The following is a 15,583-nucleotide window of genomic DNA, read 5'->3' as shown; positions in this document are numbered from 1 at the left end:
TCGGTGGTGCCACTATCCCGTCACCTGCCTGCCCTCGTCGTGCGCCGGGCAGCTCGACAGGACCGGGCAGTGCCGGCACCCGTCGTTGACCCGGGCCAGGAACTGCGGTCCGCGGGTGGCCGCGGCTGCTTCGTGGATCACGTCGCGCCAACGGTCGAGCGCCTCGGCGTCCAGCGGGGGCTGTACCCGCTGGGTGGCGCCCTCCTTGTTGTGCGGTTTGGCGACGAACACCAACCGTGCCCCGCCGGGTTCGCCGGCGGGCTGCCCGTCGATCGCGCCCGCCGCGGCGGCGACCTGGTAGGCGGCCAGCTGCGCGTGCTGCTGCGCCGCCTCCTTGGTGACCGGATGGCGCGCGGTCTTGACGTCGATGATCACGGGCCGCCCGTCGGGGTCGCGCTCGAGCCGGTCGATCCGGCCGCGCAGCCGCACCCGAGGCTCGTCCTCGGTCCGGGGTTCGAGGATGCCGTCGACGGCGATCTCGACCCCGACCTCGGTGAGCTCGCCACGGGTGCCGCGCAGCCACGCCGAGAACGTGTCGAGCATGGCGCGGGTGCGTTCGAGCTCGCGACGGGCGTACCACTGGGAGCCGAGATCGACCGAGTCCCATGCCCGTTCGAGCGCCCGCTCCACCTGGTCGGGCGGGATCCGCCCGGCGAGCGCCTGCACCAGCGTATGCACCAGACTGCCCGCGACGGCGTGGGTGTTGTCGCCGTCGGAGCCGCCGTGCCGCTCGAACATCCACCGCAGCGGGCACGTGGTGAGCTGTTCGACCGTCGACGGCGACAACGGCACCGCGTCGGCCCCGGGGTCCCACAGTTCCTGTTGCGTGCTGGGCTCGGCGGTGCCGTACCACTGGTCCGGATGCGCGCCCCGCACACGGGCCCGGGCGAGCCGCGCGAGCTGTGCGGCCGCCCGGCGCTGCCGCTGCGGATCGTCCCGGGCCACCACGGGATCGCACACCACGCTGCGCAGCTCGGCGACGAGGGTGGGGAGGGCGAGCACCCGGGTGCGGGTCTCCTCGGGCAGCACCGAGACGTCCTCACCCGCCTCGTCGACGACGTCGTCGGAGTCCGCGCCCACCAGCTCGTCGACGAACCGGGACCGCACCATGTCGGTGTCGCCGCCCACCGATTCGACGGCGGTGACGAGCAGGGTGCGCCGCGCCCGGCTGCACGCGACGAGGAACAGGCGGCGCTCGTCGGCCAGTAGCGGCGCGGTGCGTGAGAGCCGCGTCGAGCCGTCGCCGCCGCCGTCGGCCCCGGACACCGCGTCGATCAGCGTCTCGATGCCCAGCAGGGTGCCGCGGGCGCGCAGGCTCGGCCACAGGCCCTCCTGCACGCCGGCGACCGCCACGACATCCCACTCCCGGCCGGCCGCCGAGTGGGCACTGACGACGGTGACCGCCTCCGCCGGCGCGACCAGGCGGGTGCGGACGGTGCCCGGGATCTCCTGCTCGGTGAGGTAGTCGACGAATCCGGCGAGCTGGGCGCGCGGCAGCCGGTCGACGTAGTCGGCGGCGGCGTCGAACAGCGCCACGATGCCGTCGAGGTCGCGGTCGGCCTGCGCGCCGACCGGACCGCCGCGTTCGGACGCCGCGGCCCACTTGCGCTCGAGTCCGGTGGCCTGCCACGCCTCCCACAGCACGTCCTCGATGCCGCCGCCGCGGCGCGCGGCCTCCCGGGCCTTGCGCAGCACGGCCTGGGCCTTCTTCAGCGGCGCCGCCTCGACGTCGGTGAGTCCGCGCTCGAGCCGTTCGGCGTTTTCGCCCTCGTCGTCGACGAGCAGCAGTCGCAGCAGTTCGGCGGAGTCGCGGTCGCCCCCGGCGGCGAGCTCGACACGGCGCAGGCCGCGGCGCAGGCGGCGCAGGGCGACCGGTTCGGCTCCGCCGACGGGCCCGGACAGCAGGGCGAGCGCCTCCTCGCCGCCGAACGGCAGCCCGGACAGTGCCCGCAGTACGAGCAGCAGCCCGGCGACGCCGTGCTGGCGGGCCAGCGGCAGCTCGGAGGCGGCCGTGGTCACCGGCACGCCGGCCGCCAGCAGGGCGCGCCGCAGCGGGGCGAGCGAGCGCGGCACCGACCGCACCACGACGGCCATCCGGGACCACGGCACCCCGTCGACGAGGTGGGCGCGGCGCAGCGTGTCGGCGACGAGCGCGGCTTCCTTCGCCGGCGTCGGCAGCACCCGGACCCGCACGGTGCCCGGGTCGTCCGACGGGACGGCGGGTGCGCCGCGGTGCGGCGGGAGGCCGGACAGCCGGCGGGTGATACGGCCGACGAGTTCGGCCACCTCGGGGGCGGCGCGGTGGTTGGTGCCGAGCACCACGCGGCGGCTCGGGTCGTCGTCGACCAACGCGGCGAGGAAGGCCGGGTCGGCGCCACGGAAGGTGAACACCGCCTGGTCCGGATCGCCGGCGACGGTGGTGGTGCGGGTGCCGAGCCCGACGACGCGCACCAATTGCGCCGCCTGCGGGTCGAGATGCTGGGCGTCGTCGACGAGCAGGTGCCGGATCCGGGACCGTTCCCGTGCGAGCAGGTCGGGGTCGGTGACGAACGCGGCGAGGGCCGCCCCGACGAGTTCGGCGGCGTCGAGGGCGGGCGCGGTGGCCTCGGGCGCCTCGATGCCGACCGCGCCGCGCAGCAGCATGATCTGCTCGTACCGGGCGGCGAATTCGCCGACGGCGACCCACTCCGGCCGCGACCGCCGCTGCCCGAGCTCGATCAGGTCCTCGGGACCGAGGCCGCGTTCGTTGGCGCGCAGCATCAGGTCCCGCAGCTCCACCGCGAAGCCGGTCATGCCGAGCGCGGGCCGCAGCCGCTCGGGCCACATGCCCGCGCCGTCGTCGAGATCGCCGCGCAACAGCTCGCGCAGGACGGCGTCCTGCTCGGCGCCGGTGATCAGGCGCGGGGGCGGGTTGCCGTGCGTGGACGCCTGCAGCCGCAGCACCGCGAACGCGTACGAGTGGACGGTCCGCACCAGCGGTTCCCGCGTGGCCCGGGGACCACCGGGAACCGCCCCCACGCGGAGCAACCCGGCGGTGATCGCCTCTCGCACCTCGGTCGCGGCGCGCCGGGAATGGGTGAGCACCAGCACCGACTCCGGGTCGGCGCCGGCGGCGATCCGGGACACGGCCAGGTCCACGAGCAGCGCGGTCTTACCCGTCCCGGGGCCGCCCAGCACCTGCCACGGCCGCCACTGCGGCATGGGCGGCGAATCGGCGAACACCCGCTGCACGTCCTCGGGCCACTGTCGCTGCGGCGGCGCCTCGTCCGGCCTCGGCACCAGCCGCACCTCGGCCTGCCGGGGCCGGGCGTCGGGGCGGATGTCGGCGTCGGTCATGGGGCCATTCCAGCAGACGGGACCGACACCGCCGCGGAGCGGCGAATCCCGCACCGCCGCGAAGCGGCGAATCCCGCACCGCCGCGGAGCGGCGAATCCGACAAGGCCGCGGAGCGGCGAATCCGACAAGGCCGCGGAGCGGCGAGTCAGCCGGGCAACGGAACGTTCTGCAGCCGGACCTGACCGCGCGCCAGGGTCCTGCCGCTCTCGGTGCCGGTGACGGTGACGAGCCACAGCTGCTGGACGCGGCCCTGCTGAAGCGGTTCGGCGACGACGTCGACGCGCTCCCCCGTGCTCGAGCGCAGGAAGTCGGTGCTGTTGTGCACCCCGACCGCGAACTGGCCGCGGTCCTGGACAGCGGCGCTGGCCCCGACGCTGGCCGCGGATTCGACGGCGGTGGTGTAGACACCGCCGTGCACGACGCCCCACGGAGTGTGATGGTCCCGGCTCAGATCGATGTGTCCGGTGACCCGGGTGCCGGAGACCTCGTCGAGCACGAGGCCCGCCGCCTGCAGGAAGGCGCTGCCGGCGGGGAGATCGGTAGAGGTGGTGTCCATGGCGTCACGCTAACTTCTGAAATTACAGTTAGCAAGGGTCTAGCCTCGATGCATGCGCTGGTTGGAGACGGACACCGCGAACTGTTCCGTGCAGCGGACACTGGACGTGATCGGCGAGAAGTGGACCCTGCTCGTCCTGCGGGAGGCGTTCAACGGCGTGCGCCGGTTCGACGACATGCGGCGGCACGTCGGGGTGTCCGAGCCGATCCTGGCCGACCGCCTGCGCAAACTGGTGGCCGCGGGAATCCTGCGCCCGGTGCCGTACCGGCAGGCCGGACACCGCACCCGCAACGAGTACCGGCTCACCGACAAGGGTCTGGACCTCTTCCCCGTCCTCGTCGCCCTGCTCCAGTGGGGCGACCGCTACTGCGCCGACGAGGACGGGCCCCCCGTGGTGGTTCGCGACCGGGTGAGCGGCCGGCCCGTCGCCGCGGTGGTCGTTCCCGCCGGCACGGCCGGACTGACCGCCCGCGAGACCGAATCGACCCCGGGTCCGGGAGCCCGGCCCGTCCCCGCCGACCGGCCGCACCGGTCCCGCGCGAGCGCATCGGCTGCCACCGGAACCGGCCGCGGCCCTGACACAATCGACGGGTGAACGAACTGCACACCCATCTGTTCGGCCCCGCCGACGGTCCGCAGCTGCTCGCCCTGCACGGCCTCACCGGTCACGGCCGGCGCTGGGAGCACCTCGCGTCGGAGCACCTGCCCCAGGCCCGGGTCATCGCGCCGGACCTGCGCGGGCACGGCCGCTCCCCGTGGACGCCGCCGTGGAACTTCGAGACGCACGTGCGGGACCTGCTCGCCGTCCTCGACGCCCACGCCTCGGGTCCGGTGCTGGTGGTCGGGCATTCGTTCGGCGGCGCCCTCGCCGTGCATCTGGCGGCGACCGCCCCCGAGCGGGTGCGCGGGCTGGTGCTACTGGATCCGGCGATCGGGCTGCCGCCGGAACGCATGCTCGAGATCGCGGAGCTGACCGTGCAGCACCCCGACTACACCGACGCGGCCGAGGCCCGCGCCGACAAGACGAACGGCGCGTGGGGCGAGGTCGATCCCGCGCTGCTCGACGCCGAACTCGCCGAGCACCTGATCACCCTCGACTCGGGCCGGGTCAACTGGCGCCTGTGCGTTCCCGCCCTGGTGACGTCGTGGAGCGAGCTGGCGCGTGAGTTCGTCCTGCCACCGGCGCACCTGCCCACGATCGTCGCGCGGGCCGCGAGGGTGCAGCCGCCGTACGTGACCGACGAGTTCCGGGCCGCCCTCGCCGACCGCCTCGGCACGAACCTCACGGCGCTCGACATCGACTGCGACCACATGATCGATCAGGCACGACCGGAGGAGACCGCGGCCCTCGTCCGGAAGCTGCTGTAGATGCCGGCAACGAGCGAGGCGGACGTCGAACGCGTCCGGGAGCTGGTGGCCTCCGTCCCCGAGGGCCGCGTGACCACCTACGGCGACGTCGCCGCGGCGGCCGGCCTGTCCAGCCCGCGCACCGTGGGCTGGATCATGCGGACCGACAGCGCGGACCTGCCGTGGCACCGGGTGGTCCCGGCCTCCGGAAGGCCCGCCGCGCACCTGGCCCACCGGCAACTCGCCCGGCTCGAGCTCGAAGGCGTGCCGATCCGCGACGGCCGGGTCGATCTCGCGGCGGCGCGGCACCGCTTCTGAGCCGGCTCACACCAGCGGTGGTGCCGCTCGCCGCGGCTCGAGGACGGCCGCGCCGAGCCCGGCCAGCACGTCGACCGCGGCGAGCAGTTCCGCGACCGGCCGGGTGAACGGCAGGCGCTGATGGTCGTCGAACGCGTGGCCGGTGCCGAATCGGGTGCCCGGCAGCAGGACGAGTCCCTGCCGTTCCGCCGCGGCGACGAGGCGGGTGGAACCGATGCCGTCCGGCAGCCGGCACCACAGCGACAACCCGCCCGCGGGCGGGACGAACCGCCACCCGGGCAGGCGTGCGGCGACGGCCGCGGCGAGCGCCTCCTGACGGGCGCGCAGCCCGGCGCGGCGCTCGTCGAGGATCCGCTGCCACTGCGCGAACAACTCCACGGCGGCGAGCTGGTCGAGGATCGAGACGCCGAGCTGGCGTCGCAGCAGCACCTCCCGCACGCGCGCGACGGTCGCCCGGTCGCCGCGCACCCAGCCGATCCGGATGCCGCCCCAGACCACCTTGCTCAACGAGCCGACGTGCACGGTGGCCGCGTCCGGGACCGCCGCCCCGAACGGCTCGATGTCGTCGCCGGCGAACGACAGCTCCGCGGCGACCTCGTCGACGACGGTCAGGACGCGGTGCCGCCACAGGGTCGCGGCGAGGGACCGCCGCGCGGCCACGCTCAGGCTCGCACCGGTCGGATTGGCGTGGTCGGGCATCAGGTACGCGACGGTCGGGGCGTGCTGCCGCGCGGCGCGATCGGCCTCGTCGACGATCACATCCGGATCGTCGACGTCGACGGGCACGGCGACGGACTGGGCTCCGGTCGCCGCGATCGTCTCGAGCGCGCCGGGATGGCTCGGATGCTGGTGCAGCACCCGTCGTCCCGCCCCGACGACGGTGTGCAGGACGGCGTCGAGTCCGTCCGCCGCGGCGGCGGTGATCAGCACCTGCTCGGGGTCGGTCGGCAGTCCGCGGGCGGTGTACCGCGCCGCGACGGCGGCACGCAGCTCGGGCAGGCCGCTCGGCGCGTATCCGTGACCGGCCAGCAGGTCGGGCAGCCGGGTCTGCGCGACCGCGTAGGCGGCGGTCAGCAGGGACGACGCCTCCGGGGCGGCGTTGCCCAGGTCCAGCACGCCGGGCACGGGGGCGCCGAGCGCGGTGCCCCACGGCTGCCGGCCGTCGGGAGCGGCAACGAACGTGCCCGCCCCGTGCCGGGTGAGCGCCCAGCCGTCGTCGCGCAGGTCGCCGTAGGCGGCGGCCACCGTGACGCGGCTGACGCCGAGCGCGTCGGCCAGCGCCCGCTCGGCGGGCAGGCGCGCGCCGACCGGGAGCCGGCCGTCGGCGATGCGGCGGCGCAGCGCGGCGGCGACGGCCCGGTACAGCGGACCGCGGTCGGCTCCGACGTCGCCGAGCAGCGCCGCGAGCCGGGCCGCGGACGGGGTGGCGGACACGTCCTTCATACAGTCCACTTTCGCACGGTGGACCGGAATCTCCGGTCCACCGGCCCGAGAGAATAGGACCATGATCTTCCTGGTCGTTCTCCTCACCGCGCTCAGCCTGGCGGCGGCCACCTGGACAGTGCTGGACACCGCGCAGGGCGGCCGGTGCGGTATCGGCGGGCCGCCGCGCAGTCACCACACGCCCGACTGACCGCCCCGGCACACCGCGCCGGCCCGCGTCGGGCAGCATGAGCTCATGAGTTCGCTGACCGACGTCGAGGCCGTCATCGTCGCGGGCGGACGCGCGACCCGCATGGGCGGCGTCGACAAGCCCGCACTCGTCGTCGGGGGCCGGCGCATGCTCGACATCGCGCTGGCCGCTGTGCGCGGGTGCCGCCGGATCACCGTCGTCGGACCACGGCGCGACGATCTCGACCCGGCAGTGGTCCAGGTCCAGGAGCAGCCCGCCGGGGCCGGGCCCGTCGCCGCCCTCGCCGCCGCGGGTCTTCACGCACCGGTGGTGCTGGCCCTCGCCGCCGACCTGCCGTTCCTCACCGCGGACACGGTCACCGCACTGGTGGAGACCCTGCGCGGCGCCCCCGGAGCCGACGCGGCGTTCGCTGTCGACGACTCGGGCCGGATCCAGTTCCTGCTCGCCGCGTGGCGTGGTCCCGCGCTCGCCGGCCGCCTCGCCGCGCTGGGGACGGATCCGGCCAATCAGCCGATGAAGGCCCTGCTGCCGGAGCGCTACGTCACGGTTCCGGTGGCGGGGACCGCGGACTGCGACACCCCGCAGGAGCTCGCGCAGGCCCGCGCCGCGCGTCCCGGGCTCGTCGCGGCCGACCCCGCCGCCGCCCGCGCGGAGATCCGGCGGTCGTTGCCGCGGTTGCCGGTCCGCACCGTGGCGCCCCAGGCGGCGGAGGGTGCCACCCTCGCCGCGCCACTCGTCGCCGCCGAGGCCCTGCCGCGGGCCGCGGTGTCGGCGATGGACGGGTACGCCGTCGCCGGCGACGGTCCGTGGCTGCTGCGCGCCGAGGTCCACCGGGCCGGCGCGACCGAGCCGTTCACCCTGCACGACGGCCAGGCCGCGCGGATTGCCACCGGTGCCTACCTGCCGCCCGGCGCGACGACGGTGGTGCGCGACGAACACGTCGAGGTGACCGACGGCACCGTGACCCGGATGCCCGGCGCCCCGGTGCGCGACGACGCGCGCCGTCGCGGGGAGGACTGGGCGCCCGGTCACGTGCTCGCCGAGGCGGGCACCGCCCTGGGCCCGGCGGTGGTCTCCGCTGCGCTGAGCGGCGAGGTGACCGCCGTGCCGGTCCGCGGGCCCGTCCGGGTCCACGTGGTCGTCACCGGCGACGAGATCCGCCGCGACGGGCCGCTGCGCGACGGCCAGACCCGCGATTCTCTCGGCCCCGTCCTGCCGCGGTTCGTGCAGTGGTGCGGCGCCGCCGTCGCCGGCGAGGCGCACCTGCGCGACACCGTCGATGGGTTCGACCGGCTGCTCCGCGAAGCCACCGACGTCGACACGATCGTCGTCACCGGGGCGACCGGCGGCGGGGCCGCCGACCAGCTGCGGGCGGCGCTGGCCCGCGCCGGCGCGGCGATCGTCGTCGATCGGGTCCGGTGCAAGCCGGGCGGTTCCCAGGTGACAGCGGTGCTGCCGGACGGTCGTGTGGTGCTCGGCCTGCCCGGCAACCCGGTCGCGGCCGTCGCGACGCTGCTGGTGATGCTGCCCGCCGTCGTCGACGGGCTGACCGGACGACGGCCGGAGCCACCGTGGACCGCGCCGCTCGCCAACGCCTCGCAGGTGAGCGGCGACGTCACCCGGCTGCTGCCGGCGACACAGACCGACGACGGGCTGTGGGTGTGCGACAACGCGATCCGCACCGCACACCTGGCGGGGCTGATCGGGCGACGGGCGATCGCGCTCGTGCCGCCCGGCGCGGCGGACGGCGATCCGGTGGAACTGGTGCCGCTGCCACACTGACCGGCGCGCCGGTCAGGCCGGGTGCGCGAGGACCCGGTATCCGGTCTCGTGGAGCCGCCGGTGCTCCGGCCACCGGTCGCGGGTCCAGCCGGGTTCGGTGTGGGCCGCGACGATCGCGGCGGTCGTCGCGGCGTGCAGGTCGAACTCGAGGTCGCGGCGCAGTTCCGGCAGGACGGTCCGCTCCCCCGCCGTGCGCGCCTGCACGATGGTGGCGACCGTCTCCGCGACCCGCGCGTCGGCGCAGCGCAGCACGCGACGATGCGCGAACGGCAGCACGACCCACAGCACCGCGACGGCGACGAGCACGCCGATCACCGTCTCGAGCAGGCGGTCGCGGGCCACCACGGCGAAGTCGTGCGGCACCCCGGCGCCGCCGAGCAGCAGCGCGAGCGGAGTGATGAACACCATCGCCACGCCGTAGTTCCGGACCAGGTACTCCTCGGTTCCGGCGAGCAACACCGCGACCACCACGACGAGCGCGACGGCCGTCGGGGCGGCCCACACGACCGCGGCCAGCACGCCCAGACCCACGACGGTGCCGGCGAACCGGTGCAGGCCCCGGTAGCTGCCCAGCACCCGGTCGGGTCCCTGATGCAGCACCATCGCCGCCGTGATCACCGCCCAGTCCGGCCGCCCGACATCGCACGCGAGCGCCAGTGCGCCCGCGACGGGACCGGCCACGACGAGGCGGAGGACGATGGTCCAGGATCGACTGCCGGGCCGGGCGGCCCGCGCCAGCCGGTATCGCGCCGACGGGCGCGGCAGCGGTGGTTGCGGCCGCAGATCGTCGGTCTCGGAGGCGGCACCCTCGTCGGTTCCTGCGACGACCGTCGCGAGCCGCAGGTGCGCCGCTCGGAGCGTCCGGGTCAGCGGATGCGCGCCCCCGCCCAGCCGCCCGTCGTGCAGGCACATCCACGCGGCGTGCAGCGCCCGGACCGCCTCGTGCCGCGGCCCGGTCTCCGCCGGGGCGCGCAGGCAGGCGTCGACGGCCTCCACGGCCGCCGCCACCGCGGCACGCTCGGGTGCGCGGGGCCGAGCCAGCGCGCCCGACATCGACACCACCACTGCCGTGCCCGCGCCGGCCGCGGTCCACGACACGACCGCACCGACCGGCACGCCGGCGCTCGGCAGTGCCGCCGCGATCTCCAGGGTGAGCAGCGGCAGGAACGCACCGGGTGCACCGAAGCGCAGCGCGTCGACCAGGAAGGCGCCCACGGCGACGACCGCCGTCATCACCGCCACGAGCAGGAGCCACGTCCATTCCGAGCCCGAATGCACGAGCGTGCCGACACCGGCGCCCAGACCGGCCAGCGCGACGAGCACCGCCGCGACGACCATCACCACCTGCCACCGCGCCCGGTAGGCGCGGCCCTCGCCGTAGACGACGGCGAACGCCCCGAGGGCGGCCGTCGCGGCGACGGGCCCGTGACCGAGCGCGAGGCCTGCCAGGCCGGGCAGCGCCACCGCGGCGGCCGCGCGCAGGGCACCGGGCCAGCGCCGGCCCCGCCGGGGCACCCCGAGCAGGAGCGTCCGCGCAGGCCCCGGCGCCGGGATCGGCGGGCTCGCCGCGTCACTCCGGGACCCGGCTCCCGGATCTGTCACCGCTTCGGACACGAGGATCGACGATACGGCGCGCACCCGCGGTCGGCGGCGCCGTGTCGGCAAGGTCACCCGCGCAGCGGGCCTCCGGCGAGCAGCGCCGTCGCCGCCGACCGGTACCGCTCGGCCACCAGGCGCACGATCGAGTCGTGCACCCCGAGCGGGGCCGCCACCCCGTCGGCGCCCGCATCGGCGAGACGCGCGTGGAACAGCCCGTCGGCGAGCAGGTACGAGGCGACGAACACCCGGCGCGCACCCGCGGCGCGCAGTCCGGCGACGACGTCCGGCACGCGCGGGGCACCCGTGGCGACGTACCCGACGCGCACGGCGACGCGCGCGAGGGCCGACAACATGTCCGCGGCCCGTCGCACGTCGCCGAGGGCGCGGGGGTCGGAGGAGCCCGCCGCGGCGAGCACCACCGCGTCACCGGGTTTCCAGCCGGCCGCGGAGAGCCGGTGCAGCAGCACCCGTGCGAGCACCGGGTCGGGTCCGAGCGCGCGGGTGACCGCCACGGCGGGATGCCCACTGTCGGCGACCTCGCGTGGCACGTCGGCGTGCACGTGGTAGCCGGAGGCGAGGAAGGCGGGCACCAGCACGGTGGGCCGGCCGGAATCGCGCAGCACCTCCGCCGGCGAGGGTCCGAGGACGTCGACGAACGCGACGCGGGTGGCGCCCACGTCGCGGGAGACGGCGTCGGCGAGGGACGCGATCATCTCGACGCCGCGCGGATTGCGCGTGCCGTGAGCGACGAGCAGCAGGGCCGGGTCGATCATGGTCACAACTCCTGATCCGGAACGGGGTCGGCCGGAGACGATGCCCCTAGCCGAGCGGGTATTCCTTGTCGGCGCAGCCCACCGGGTCGACCGCGAGCCGGTAGCCACGCTTGACGACGGTCTGCACGATCGTGGGGGCGCCGAGCGCGGACCGCAGCCGCGCCACGGCGGTCTCCACGGCGTGGGTGTCGCCGCCACCGCCGGGCAGCGCGGCGAGCAGTTCCTCACGCGAGACGACCCGGCCGGGCCGGGCGGCGAGGGTGCGCATCAGCGCCATCGCGGCGGGCGCCAGGCAGCGGATCTCGCCGTCGACCACGACGCAGCGGCCGCGGACGCTGAGGACGTGCCCCCCGGCCTCGATGCGGTGGGCGCGCCGCGGCAGCTCTTCGGCCAGGTGCCGGGCGAGGGATCCGAGCCGGGCCCGGGCCGGTGCCGAGACCGGCACCTCCAGCTCGACCAGCGGCGCGGCCGTCACGGGCCCCACGCACACCGCGGTGACCCCGGTGCGCAGCGCGCGCAGCATCAACTCGAGCATGCCGGTGGCCTTGGAACGCATCAGCAGCGACGCGACGGCCGGCGCGCTGGTGAAGCTCACCGCGTCGATGCTGTGGTCGGCGATCTGCTCGATGAGCCGGTCCAGCGCGGTGGGGTCGTCGGGCGGGGTCCACCGGTACACCGGGACCGCCACCACGTCGGCACCGGCGTCGCGCAGCACCTCGCACAGGTCCGCGCCGGGTTCCCACTCGGTGCGGGCGCCGTGCAGCTGCACCGCGATCCGCACCCCCTCCACACCCTCGGCCAGCAGGTGCTCGAGCACCTCCGCGGACGACTCCGACGCCGGCGACCACTCCTCCCGCAGGTCGGCGGCCCGGATCGCGCCGGTGACCTTCGGCCCGCGGGCCAGGATGCGGCTGCCGCCCAGGGCCTCGCCGAGCTGCTCGGCGAGGCCCCAGCCGTCCGCGGCCCCCATCCAGCCGCGGAAGCCGATCGCCGTGGTGGCCACGGTGATGTCCGGCGGGGTGTCGAGGATGTCGCGCGTCACGCGCTCGAGCTCGGCGTCGTCCGCGAGCGGGATGATGCGGATGGCGGGTGCGTGGACAACCTCCGCGCCGCGCCGGGTGAGCAGGGTGGCGAACTCGTCGGCGCGGCGTGCGGCGGTGATGCCGATCGTGAAGCCGTGCAGCGGCGCGTTGTCCTCGCTCACGAACGCTCGCCGTAACCGCGGTGCACGGGCACGAGGCTGTGGATCTGGACGACACCGGCCCACACCCGCACGTCGTACACGGGCAGGCGGACCGACGGATCGTCGAGGCAGCGTCCGTCGTCCAGCGAGAAGACCTGCTTGAGCAGCGGCGAGGCGACGGTGGGCTCGCCGCTGCGGTCGCCGACGATCCCACGCGACATCACCGCGGCGCGGCCGAACGGATCGAAGTTGCCCACCGCCCGCAGACTGCCGTCGTCGAGCCGGAACAGCGCGGCCTGCTCGCCGCCGCGCAACAGCACGGCGACGCCGCGGCCGGGGATGAGGTGACTGAGCGGGCACGCCGACGTCCACTCCAGACGCCCGTCGTACACGCTGGCACGCGACGCGCGCTCGGGGGTGTGCGTCTCGATGACGGTCATGAATGTCCTCCTTGGAACTACGGACGGAATTCTCCGGGGCCGGTGTTTCTCGGGCGTTAACCCGAGATTCCCTCACGGTAAGAGGGCATTCCGACCAGCACCGGCACCTTCCGCTTGCCCGAGTCGTCGAACCGCACGGTCGGGTCGGCCACCTCGGGCGCGTTGACGAACGACACGAACCGGGACAGCTTCTCGGGGTCCTCGAGCACTCCCTTCCACTCGTCCCGGTACCCGGCGACGTGCTTGGCCATCGCCGCCTCGAGCTCGTCGCCGATGCCGAGGCTGTCCTCGCACACCACCGCCCGGAGGTGCTCGAGCCCACCCTCGAGGGACTCGAGCCAGGGCGCGGTGCGCTGCAGGCGATCGGCGGTGCGCACGTAGAACATCAGGAACCGGTCGATGTACTTGACGAGCGTCTCGTCGTCGAGACCACCGGCGAGCAGCTGCGCATGCTTGGGCGACTGGCCGCCGTTGCCGCACACGTACAGGTTCCAGCCGTTCTCCGTGGCGATCACCCCGACGTCCTTGCCGCGCGCCTCGGCGCACTCGCGGGCGCAGCCGGAAACGCCGAACTTGAGCTTGTGCGGTGAGCGCAGCCCGCGGTAGCGCAGCTCGAGGTCGACCGCCATGCCGACCGAGTCCTGCACGCCGTACCGGCACCACGTCGAGCCCACGCAGCTCTTCACGGTGCGCAGGGACTTGCCGTACGCCTGGCCGGATTCCATGCCGGCGTCGACGAGCCGCTGCCAGATGAGCGGCAGCTGCTCGACCCGCGCACCGAACAGGTCGATGCGCTGGCCGCCGGTCATCTTGACGTACAAGCCGAAGTCGCGGGCGATCTCGCCGATGACGATGAGCTGCTCGGGGGTGCACTCCCCGCCGGGCATCCGCGGCACCACCGAGTAGGTGCCGTTCTTCTGGATGTTGGCCAGGAAGTGGTCGTTGGTGTCCTGCAGCGCCGCCTGCTGCCGGCCCAGGATGTGGTCCGAGTCGGTCGAGGCGAGGATCGAGGCGACGACGGGCTTGCAGATGTCGCAGCCGGTCCCCTGGCCGTACTTGGAGATCAGTGCCGAGAACGTGCGGGTGTTCGTGGCCTGCACGATCTGGAACAGCTCGGCCCGGGACTGCTCGAAGTGCTCGCACAAGGACTTCGACATGACCACACCGGACGCCGCGAGGAGCTGCTTGACGGTGGGCAGGCAGCCGCCGCACGTGGTGCCGGCGCCGGTGCAGGCCTTGACCTGGGCGATGTCGCACGCGCCGTCCGCGATGGCACCGCAGATCGTCCCCTTGGTGACTCCGTTGCAGGAGCACACCTCGGCGTCGTCGGGCAGCGACCCGGCGCCCGGCTTCTCTCCCGCCGGGGAGATCAGCGCCGCGGGGTCGCCGGGCAGCTCCCGGCCGACGAGCGGCCGCAGCGACCCGTACGCGGAGGCGTCGCCGACGAGGATGCCGCCGAGCAGTGTCTTCGCGTCGTCCGAGACGACCAGCTTGGCGTAGGTGCCCTTCGCGGCGTCCGACAGCACGACCTCGAGGGCGCCCGGAGTGGTGGCGTGCGCGTCGCCGAAGCTCGCGACGTCGACGCCGAGCAGCTTGAGCTTCGTGGACAGGTCGGCGCCCGGGAACTCGGCGGCGCCGCCGAGGAGCCGGTCGGCCACCACCTCGGCCGTGCTGTAGCCGGGGGCGACGAGGCCGTAGCAGGTGCCCTCGACGGCCGCGCACTCGCCGATCGCGTAGACCGCGTCGTCGGTCGTGCTGCGGCAGCCGAGGTCGGTGCGGACACCGCCGCGCGGGCCCAGCTCGAGCCCCGCGTCGCGGGCCAGCCCGTCCTGGGGACGGACGCCTGCGGAGAACACGAGCAGCGCGGCGTCGATCACCGACCCGTCGGACAGTTCCACCCTCAACCCGCCGGGGCCCTCGGTGATGCCGGCGGTGCCGACGCCCGTGTGCACCGTCAGCCCGAGATCGGTGACGAGCCGGGCGAGGAGCGCACCGCCGCCCTCGTCGACCTGCAGCGGCATGAGCCGGGGGGCGAACTCGACGACGTGCGGCGTCATGCCCAGCATCCGCAGCGCGTTGGCCGCCTCGAGGCCGAGGAGCCCGCCGCCGACGACGACGCCGACCGCTCCCGGAGCGGCCCGCTCCGCGCCGGCCCGGATGCCGTCCAGGTCGTCGAGGGTCCGGTAGACGAAGCACCCGGCCAGATCCTTGCCGGGAATCGGCGGGACGAAGGGGTACGAGCCGGTGGCCAGGACGAGCGCGTCGTACCCGATCACCTCACCGGCGTCGGTGGTGACGGTGCGCCCGGCACGGTCGATCGCCGCGGCCCGGGTGCCGATCCTCAGCTCGACCAGGTCGTCGCCCTCGTACTCGTTGCCGGCGAGGGCGAGTTCCTTCGAATCCCACGAGCCGACATAGGAGGACAGTCCCACGCGGTCGTAGGCGGGCAGCGGTTCCTCGCACAGCACCGTCACCGACCAGAGGTTCTTCTCGTCGCGGGCGCGCAGCGCCTCGACGAAGCGGTGGCCCACCATGCCGTGTCCGACGACGACAACAGACTTGTGGCTCATACCGTTTCCTTCTTCCTTGCGTACGTGATGGGGGGCCGGCCGCGG

At 74.9% G+C, this 15,583-nt stretch carries 13 protein-coding genes; 5 read left to right on the top strand and 8 right to left on the bottom strand.

The window, feature by feature from the left end:
- Positions 1-12: 12 nt before the first annotated feature.
- On the bottom strand, positions 13-3,336 hold the full coding sequence (locus tag JYA75_RS14845; protein ID WP_029544567.1) for an ATP-dependent DNA helicase: 3,324 nt from the start codon (positions 3,334-3,336) through the stop codon (positions 13-15).
- Positions 3,337-3,482: 146 nt separating this feature from the next.
- Positions 3,483-3,893 (bottom strand): PaaI family thioesterase, encoded by a 411-nt coding sequence (locus tag JYA75_RS14840; protein ID WP_029544569.1) that lies wholly within the window; start codon positions 3,891-3,893, stop codon positions 3,483-3,485.
- A gap of 52 nt (positions 3,894-3,945) precedes the next feature.
- On the opposite strand from JYA75_RS14840, the gene JYA75_RS14835 reads away from it, so the two are divergent.
- The 3 genes from JYA75_RS14835 to JYA75_RS14825 are packed head-to-tail and all read left to right on the top strand — an operon-like array spanning position 3,946 to position 5,558.
- Positions 3,946-4,488 carry a helix-turn-helix domain-containing protein gene (locus JYA75_RS14835; RefSeq protein ID WP_185712830.1) on the top strand — a complete coding sequence of 181 codons (543 nt, stop codon included), beginning with the start codon at positions 3,946-3,948 and terminating at the stop codon, positions 4,486-4,488.
- The gene (locus tag JYA75_RS14830) at positions 4,485-5,261 is read left to right on the top strand and encodes an alpha/beta hydrolase (RefSeq protein WP_050035452.1); all 777 of its coding nucleotides are present in this window, start codon (positions 4,485-4,487) and stop codon (positions 5,259-5,261) included. The genes JYA75_RS14835 and JYA75_RS14830 overlap by 4 nt, the downstream gene beginning before the upstream one ends.
- Positions 5,262-5,558 carry an MGMT family protein gene (locus JYA75_RS14825; RefSeq protein WP_006942757.1) on the top strand — a complete coding sequence of 99 codons (297 nt, stop codon included), beginning with the start codon at positions 5,262-5,264 and terminating at the stop codon, positions 5,556-5,558.
- A gap of 6 nt (positions 5,559-5,564) precedes the next feature.
- On the opposite strand, the gene JYA75_RS14820 is transcribed toward JYA75_RS14825, so the two are convergent.
- Positions 5,565-7,001, bottom strand: coding sequence for a PLP-dependent aminotransferase family protein (locus tag JYA75_RS14820; protein WP_029544575.1), 1,437 nt, complete (start codon positions 6,999-7,001; stop codon positions 5,565-5,567).
- 61 nt (positions 7,002-7,062) lie between these two features.
- On the opposite strand from JYA75_RS14820, the gene JYA75_RS29115 reads away from it, so the two are divergent.
- Both JYA75_RS29115 and JYA75_RS14815 read left to right on the top strand, forming a co-directional pair.
- Positions 7,063-7,191, top strand: a complete 129-nt coding sequence (locus JYA75_RS29115; protein WP_006942753.1) for a hypothetical protein — start codon at positions 7,063-7,065, stop codon at positions 7,189-7,191.
- A gap of 45 nt (positions 7,192-7,236) precedes the next feature.
- The gene (locus JYA75_RS14815; RefSeq protein ID WP_050035453.1) at positions 7,237-8,973 is read left to right on the top strand and encodes an NTP transferase domain-containing protein; all 1,737 of its coding nucleotides are present in this window, start codon (positions 7,237-7,239) and stop codon (positions 8,971-8,973) included.
- 12 nt (positions 8,974-8,985) lie between these two features.
- Here the strand turns inward: JYA75_RS14815 and JYA75_RS14810 are convergent, their stop codons facing one another.
- The 5 genes from JYA75_RS14810 to nirB all read right to left on the bottom strand — a co-directional run bounded on the left by JYA75_RS14810 (position 8,986) and on the right by nirB (position 15,538).
- Positions 8,986-10,488 carry an FUSC family protein gene (locus JYA75_RS14810; RefSeq protein WP_170914111.1) on the bottom strand — a complete coding sequence of 501 codons (1,503 nt, stop codon included), beginning with the start codon at positions 10,486-10,488 and terminating at the stop codon, positions 8,986-8,988.
- Positions 10,489-10,640: 152 nt separating this feature from the next.
- Positions 10,641-11,345, bottom strand: coding sequence for a sirohydrochlorin chelatase (locus JYA75_RS14805; protein WP_006942747.1), 705 nt, complete (start codon positions 11,343-11,345; stop codon positions 10,641-10,643).
- 46 nt (positions 11,346-11,391) lie between these two features.
- A complete protein-coding gene (locus JYA75_RS14800; RefSeq protein ID WP_006942745.1) occupies positions 11,392-12,549 on the bottom strand; it encodes a uroporphyrinogen-III synthase in 1,158 nt (385 codons plus the stop codon).
- Positions 12,546-12,968: a nitrite reductase small subunit NirD gene (gene nirD, locus JYA75_RS14795; protein WP_006942743.1), complete on the bottom strand. Its 423-nt coding sequence runs from the start codon at positions 12,966-12,968 to the stop codon at positions 12,546-12,548. The genes JYA75_RS14800 and nirD overlap by 4 nt, the downstream gene beginning before the upstream one ends.
- Before the next feature lie 56 nt (positions 12,969-13,024).
- A complete protein-coding gene (gene nirB, locus JYA75_RS14790) occupies positions 13,025-15,538 on the bottom strand; it encodes a nitrite reductase large subunit NirB (protein ID WP_006942741.1) in 2,514 nt (837 codons plus the stop codon).
- Positions 15,539-15,583: the final 45 nt, after the last annotated feature.

Source organism: Rhodococcus sp. PSBB066 (assembly GCF_017068255.1).
Taxonomy (GTDB): Bacteria; Actinomycetota; Actinomycetes; order Mycobacteriales; family Mycobacteriaceae; genus Rhodococcus; species Rhodococcus aetherivorans.
This window is presented reverse-complemented; position numbering and strand designations above follow the sequence as displayed.

Coding starts and splice junctions, on each gene's coding strand:
- JYA75_RS29115 (WP_006942753.1), top strand. CDS start 7,063: ATGATCTTCCTGGTCGTTCTCCTCACCGCGCTCAGCCTGGCGGCGGCC.
- JYA75_RS14820 (WP_029544575.1), bottom strand. CDS start 7,001: ATGAAGGACGTGTCCGCCACCCCGTCCGCGGCCCGGCTCGCGGCGCTG.
- JYA75_RS14840 (WP_029544569.1), bottom strand. CDS start 3,893: ATGGACACCACCTCTACCGATCTCCCCGCCGGCAGCGCCTTCCTGCAG.
- nirB (WP_006942741.1), bottom strand. CDS start 15,538: ATGAGCCACAAGTCTGTTGTCGTCGTCGGACACGGCATGGTGGGCCAC.
- JYA75_RS14825 (WP_006942757.1), top strand. CDS start 5,262: ATGCCGGCAACGAGCGAGGCGGACGTCGAACGCGTCCGGGAGCTGGTG.
- JYA75_RS14815 (WP_050035453.1), top strand. CDS start 7,237: ATGAGTTCGCTGACCGACGTCGAGGCCGTCATCGTCGCGGGCGGACGC.
- JYA75_RS14805 (WP_006942747.1), bottom strand. CDS start 11,345: ATGATCGACCCGGCCCTGCTGCTCGTCGCTCACGGCACGCGCAATCCG.
- nirD (WP_006942743.1), bottom strand. CDS start 12,968: ATGACCGTCATCGAGACGCACACCCCCGAGCGCGCGTCGCGTGCCAGC.
- JYA75_RS14845 (WP_029544567.1), bottom strand. CDS start 3,336: ATGACCGACGCCGACATCCGCCCCGACGCCCGGCCCCGGCAGGCCGAG.
- JYA75_RS14835 (WP_185712830.1), top strand. CDS start 3,946: ATGCGCTGGTTGGAGACGGACACCGCGAACTGTTCCGTGCAGCGGACA.